Genomic DNA, 423 nt, shown 5'->3' with positions numbered 1-423 from the left:
TTTCCGATGAGGATATCGACAACATAGCTGCGGCCTATAACGGCTATCGCAGCGCGGGTTATGGTGCGCCGCTGTGTCTGGGGCATCCTGCCAGTAACAGCCCGGCCTATGGAGAAACCACCGGGCTAATAAGCAAGAACGGCAGGCTATTCGCGCTGGTAAAACCGGATGCAACTCTGCTGGGGCTGGTGCGTTCGGGGCATTACAAAAAAGTGTCAGCATCATTCTATAAGCCCGGCGAGGCCAGCAATCCGGCAGGAACCTGAGCCTGGTCTCTTCGCCATATCTGTTTTCTCGGCTCACAGCCGCCCGCCGTAAAAGGACTGGAGCAGGTGGAGTTTATTGAAAGCTGTTACCCAGTCTTTTTTGGTCACAATGCATCACACGTTTATTTTTCAGAGTTCGACGGCATAGCCGATAGCC

Annotated in this window: 1 pseudogene; it reads left to right on the top strand. The window is 53.9% G+C overall.

The features are described 5' to 3' along the window. Positions 1-266: pseudogene (locus tag F0Q32_RS26685) on the top strand (hypothetical protein); the annotation flags it as partial. Positions 267-423 lie beyond the last annotated feature (157 nt).

It is taken from the genome of Pseudocitrobacter sp. 73 (genome assembly GCF_008369545.1).
Taxonomy (GTDB): domain Bacteria; phylum Pseudomonadota; class Gammaproteobacteria; order Enterobacterales; family Enterobacteriaceae; genus Pseudocitrobacter; species Pseudocitrobacter vendiensis.
This window is presented reverse-complemented; position numbering and strand designations above follow the sequence as displayed.